4 protein-coding genes are annotated in these 4,751 nt (G+C 71.4%); all 4 read left to right on the top strand.

Features of this window, described 5'->3' with window-relative positions; all coding sequences use genetic code 11:
- Positions 1–1,324: ABC transporter substrate-binding protein (locus tag PROKR_RS28575; RefSeq protein WP_036970842.1), on the top strand; the 1,324-nt coding region annotated here is incomplete at its 5' end.
- 81 nt (positions 1,325–1,405) lie between these two features.
- The gene (locus PROKR_RS28570; RefSeq protein WP_036970839.1) at positions 1,406–2,350 is read left to right on the top strand and encodes a carbohydrate ABC transporter permease; all 945 of its coding nucleotides are present in this window, start codon (positions 1,406–1,408) and stop codon (positions 2,348–2,350) included.
- Positions 2,347–3,165 (top strand): carbohydrate ABC transporter permease, encoded by an 819-nt coding sequence (locus PROKR_RS28565; RefSeq protein WP_036970836.1) that lies wholly within the window; start codon positions 2,347–2,349, stop codon positions 3,163–3,165. Before PROKR_RS28570 ends, PROKR_RS28565 begins: the two co-directional genes overlap by 4 nt.
- 2 nt (positions 3,166–3,167) lie before the next feature.
- Entirely contained in the window at positions 3,168–4,598 is a 1,431-nt protein-coding gene (locus PROKR_RS28560) for a mannitol dehydrogenase family protein (RefSeq protein WP_036970939.1), read from the top strand.
- Positions 4,599–4,751: the final 153 nt, after the last annotated feature.

Below are 4,751 nucleotides of genomic sequence, written 5' to 3'. Positions count from 1 at the left end.
CGTGGCGCTCGCGCTGACGCTGACCGCCTGCGCCGGGGCGGGGGGCGGCGGGAACAGCGGCGCCGCCGGGTCCGACGGCGGCCCGGTCGAGCTGACGCTCGCCACCGTCAACAACCCCCAGATGAAGGACATGGAGGAGCTCAAGTCCGCCTTCGAGGAGGACCACCCGGACATCACGGTGAACTTCATCCAGATGGAGGAGAACGACCTCCGGGACGCCGTCACCAAGGACGTCGCCACCGACGGCGGGCAGTACGACATCGTCACGGTCGGCTCCTACGAGGTGCCGATCTGGGCGCAGAACGGCTGGCTCACGGACCTGAGCGGCGACCTGGAGTCCGACGCGGACTACGACGTCGACGACCTGTTCGAGCCCGTCAAGGACGCCCTGACGGTCGACGACTCCCTGTACGCCGTCCCGTTCTACGGCGAGTCCTCGATGCTCATGTACAACAAGGAGCTGCTCGACGAGGCGGGCGTGACCATGCCAGAGCACCCCACCTGGCAGGAGGTCGCCGACATCGCCCGCGAGGTCGACTCGGACGACGTCGACGGCATCTGCCTGCGCGGCAAGCCCGGCTGGGGCGAGGTCTTCGCGCCCCTGACCACGGTGGTGAACACGTTCGGCGGCGCTTGGTACGACGCCGAGTGGAACGCCCAGGTGGACCAGCCCGAGTTCGCCGAGGCCGTGCAGTTCTACGTGGACCTGGTCGCGGACGCCGGCGAGGCCGACCCGGTCTCGACCGGTTTCACCGAGTGCCTGAACAACGTGAGCCAGGGCCGTTCCGCGATGTGGGTGGACGCCACCGTCGCCGCCGGTCTGCTGGAGGACCCGGAGTCGTCGCAGGTCGCGGGCAAGATGGGCTACGCCCACGCGCCCGTCGTCGAGACCGAGGAGTCCGGCTGGCTCTGGTCGTGGAACCTCGCGATCCCCGAGACCACGCAGAACCGCGACGCCGCGGTCGAGTTCGTGAAGTGGGCCACCAGCAAGGAGTACCACCAGCTCGTGGGTACCGAGCTCGGCTGGAGCCGCGTGCCCCCGGGCGCCCGCAACTCCACGTACGAGATCCCCGAGTACGAGGAGGCCGCGGCCGCGTTCGCGCCCATCACGCGGGACATCATGCTCGCCGTGGACCCGGAGCAGCCGGGCGTGGCGCCGCAGTCGTGGACCGGCATCCAGTACGTGACCATCCCGGAGTTCCAGGACCTCGGCAACCAGGTCTCGCAGGACCTCGCCGACGTCTTCGCCGGCCGCAGCGAGCTGGGCCCCGTGCTCGACCGCGCCCAGGACCTCGCCCAGGACGCGGGCGACGCCCAGAAGTAGCCGGAACCGGGTGCGGGGAGCACGTGCTCCCCGCACCCAGCCCCGCCGTCGTGCGGGGCCTGGTGCCCAGGAGGGCCAGAAATGACCGCACTCATGACCAGCCCGACCCGGCGGCGGCCCTCGGGGGCCGCGCCGGCAGGCGACTCGGGCCGCAGAGGCCGCCTGGCCGTCTCGCGCGCCCTGCTGTGGCCCGCGCTGGCCACCTCGATCGTGCTCACCCAGATCCCGTTCCTGCTGACCATCTACTACTCGCTGCAGAGCTGGAACATGCTGCGCCCCGGCGACCGCGGGTTCGCGGGCCTGGACAACTACGCCGATGTGCTGCGCGACGGCTCGTTCCTGTCCTCGCTGGGCGCGACCGTCGCCGTGACCGGCAGCGCCGTGGTGGCCTCCACGCTGCTCGGCATGCTGTTCGCGGTGCTGCTCGACCGGAGGTTCGTGGGCCGCGGCGTGGCCCGCACCCTGATGATCACGCCGTTCCTGGTCATGCCCGCCGCCGCGGCCCTGATCTGGAAGTGGTCGATCCTCGACGCCGCGACCGGCATGGCCAACTGGGGCCTCGGCCTGGTGGGCCTGCCGCCCGTCGCGTGGAACACCGAGCTGCCGATGCTGACCATCATCCTGGTGCTGACCTGGCAGTACACGCCGTTCGTCATGCTCATCCTGCTGGCCGGACTGCAGGCCCAGGACAAGGACGTACTGGAGGCCGCCGCCGTCGACGGCGCCGGCGCGCTGCGCACGTTCGGCGAGATCACGCTGCCGCACCTGCGGCAGTACGTCGAGATCGCCGTGCTGCTCGCCTCCATCATGCTGCTCCAGGTCTTCGACCCGATCGCGATCATGACGCGCGGTACCGGCGGCACCAAGACGCTGTCCTACCTGCTCTACGAGCGGGCGTTCGTCGGCCTGGAGGTGGGCGAGGCCGCCGCGTACGGCGTGATGACGGTGCTCGTCACCATCGTCGTGGCCTCCGTCGCGCTGCGGACCCTGTTCAAGGTCTTCTCCAAGGAAGGGATCGACCGATGACCTCCTCGCGCCTGCGCGCGGCCCTGATCACCGTGGTCACCTGGGTGCTCGTGCTCATGTTCTTCTTCCCCGTGGCCTGGATGGTGTTCACCGCGTTCAAGCCCGAGCACCAGGCCGCGACGTCGCCGCCCACGTTCGCCCCCGACCTGACGCTCGACCGGTTCGGCGCCGTCTTCGACCGCGACATGATGCCGTACCTGATCAACTCGTTCAGCGCGAGCCTCGGGTCCACGCTCCTCGTGCTCGCCCTCGCCATCCCAGCCGCCTACGCCCTGAGCATCCGGCCCGTGACCAATGTGCGCGACGCCCTGTTCTTCTTCATCTCGACCCGCTTCATGCCCGTCGCGGCCTCCATCATCCCGGTCTACCTGCTGCTGCAGTCCGTGGGCGGGCTCGACAACATCACCTGGCTGACCGTCCTCTACGTGGGCGTCAACCTGCCGATCGCCGTCTGGATGATGCGCTCGTTCCTCGCCGAGGTGCCGCGCGAGGTCATCGAGGCCGCCCAGCTCGACGGCGCCCGCCTCGGCACCGAGATCTTCCGCGTCGTGCTGCCCATCGTGCTGCCCGGCGTCGCCGCGGCCGGCCTGATCTGCTTCATCTTCGCGTGGAACGAGTTCTTCCTCGCCAACCTGCTCACCGCCCAGGTGGCCCGGCCCACCCCGCCGTTCCTGACCAGCTTCGTGGACGGCCGCGGTCAGTTCCTCGCCGTCCTGTCCGCCGCCGCCACCGTGGCCATCGTGCCCGTGGTGCTCGCCGGCTGGATCGCGCAGAAGCAGCTCGTCCGCGGCCTCGCGATGGGAGCGATCAAGTGACGATGCTCGATCTCGCCGCCCCGCCGTACGACCGCACCGGCATCCGCGTCGGCATCGTGCACCTCGGCGTCGGCGGGTTCCACCGGGCGCACCAGGCGCTCGCGGTCGACGACCTGCTGCGCCGCGGCGAGGCCCGTGACTGGGGCATCTGCGGCGTGGGCCTGCTGCCGGGCGACGCCGCGATGCGCGACGCGCTGCTGCCGCAGGACGGCCTGTACACGCTGGTGACCAAGCACGCCGACGGCGACCTCGACGCCCGGGTGGTCGGCAGCATCGTGGAGTACCTGTTCGCGCCGGACGACCCGGAGGCCGTGCTGGAGCGCATGGCCCACCCGGACACCCGCATCGTGTCGCTGACCATCACCGAGGGCGGCTACAACTTCGACCAGGTCACCGGCGCGTTCGACGCGAGCGCGCCGGGCGTCGTCGCCGACGCCCGGCCCGGGGCCGTCCCGGCCACCGTGTTCGGCTACGTGGTCGAGGCCCTGGCCCGACGGCGGGCGCGCGGCCTGCCGCCGTTCACCGTGATGTCGTGCGACAACGTGCAGGGCAACGGCGAGATGGCACGCGCCGTCTTCGCGGCCTTCGCCGGGCTCCGCGACCCCGAGCTGGGCCGGTGGGTGCATGACGCCGTCGCGTTCCCGAGCTCGATGGTCGACCGCATCACGCCCGTCACCACGGAGGCCGACCGGGCCCTGGTGGCCGAGCGGTTCGGCGTCCAGGACCGCTGGCCCGTGGTGGCCGAGCCGTTCTTCCAGTGGGTGCTGGAGGACCGTTTCCCGCTCGGCCGGCCGCCGCTGGAGGACGCGGGCGTGCAGCTCGTGGCCGACGTCGAGCCGTACGAGCTGATGAAGCTGCGGCTGCTCAACGCCAGCCACCAGGCCATGGCGTACCTCGGCCGCCTGGCCGGGTACGAGTACGCGCACGAGGCCGTCGCCGACCCCGACCTGGCGCGGTTCGTGCGCGGTTTCATGGACCGCGAGGCGACGCCGACCCTGGCGCCGGTGCCCGGCGTCGACCTGGAGGAGTACAAGGCGACGCTGATGGCGCGGTTCGGCAACCCCGCCGTCCGCGACACGCTCGCCCGGCTGGGCGCGGAGACGTCGGACCGCATCCCCAAGTTCCTCGTGCCGCTGGTGCGCGACCAGCTCCGCACGGGTGGCGAGGTCACGCTCTCGGCGGTGGTCGTCGCGAGCTGGGCGCGGTACGCCGAGGGGGTCGACGAGCAGGGCGAGCCGATCGAGGTGGTGGACCGGCTCGCGGACCGGCTGGTCCCGCTCGCGAGGTCCCAGCGCGCCGACCCCCTGGCGTTCCTGCGCGCCCCCGCGCTGTTCGGGTCGCTCGTCGAGGAGCCGCGGTTCGTCGAGCCGTACCTCGACGCGCTCGACTCCCTGCACCGGGTGGGGGCACGCGCGACGCTGGCCGGGCTATGACTTTCGTCAGGGGTGCTCCGGCAACCTGACCGATGTGCGGGGGCCTCGGTGCTCCCTAGCGTGCGGCACATGGAAAAAACCTCACTGACCAGGCATCTCGCCGCCGTGCTGCTCACGCTCGGTCTCGCGGCGGCGGGCGCCGGCCCCGCCGCC

It is taken from the genome of Promicromonospora kroppenstedtii DSM 19349, assembly GCF_000515355.1.
Classification (GTDB): Bacteria; Actinomycetota; Actinomycetes; order Actinomycetales; family Cellulomonadaceae; genus Promicromonospora; species Promicromonospora kroppenstedtii.
Note: the sequence above shows the minus strand (reverse complement) of the source record. Positions and strands in the feature narration are given on the sequence as shown.

Excerpts from the sequence above, each read along its gene's own strand:
- PROKR_RS28570 (WP_036970839.1), top strand. The coding sequence starts at position 1,406 with ATGACCGCACTCATGACCAGCCCGACCCGGCGGCGGCCCTCGGGGGCC.
- PROKR_RS28565 (WP_036970836.1), top strand. The coding sequence starts at position 2,347 with ATGACCTCCTCGCGCCTGCGCGCGGCCCTGATCACCGTGGTCACCTGG.
- PROKR_RS28560 (WP_036970939.1), top strand. The coding sequence starts at position 3,168 with ATGCTCGATCTCGCCGCCCCGCCGTACGACCGCACCGGCATCCGCGTC.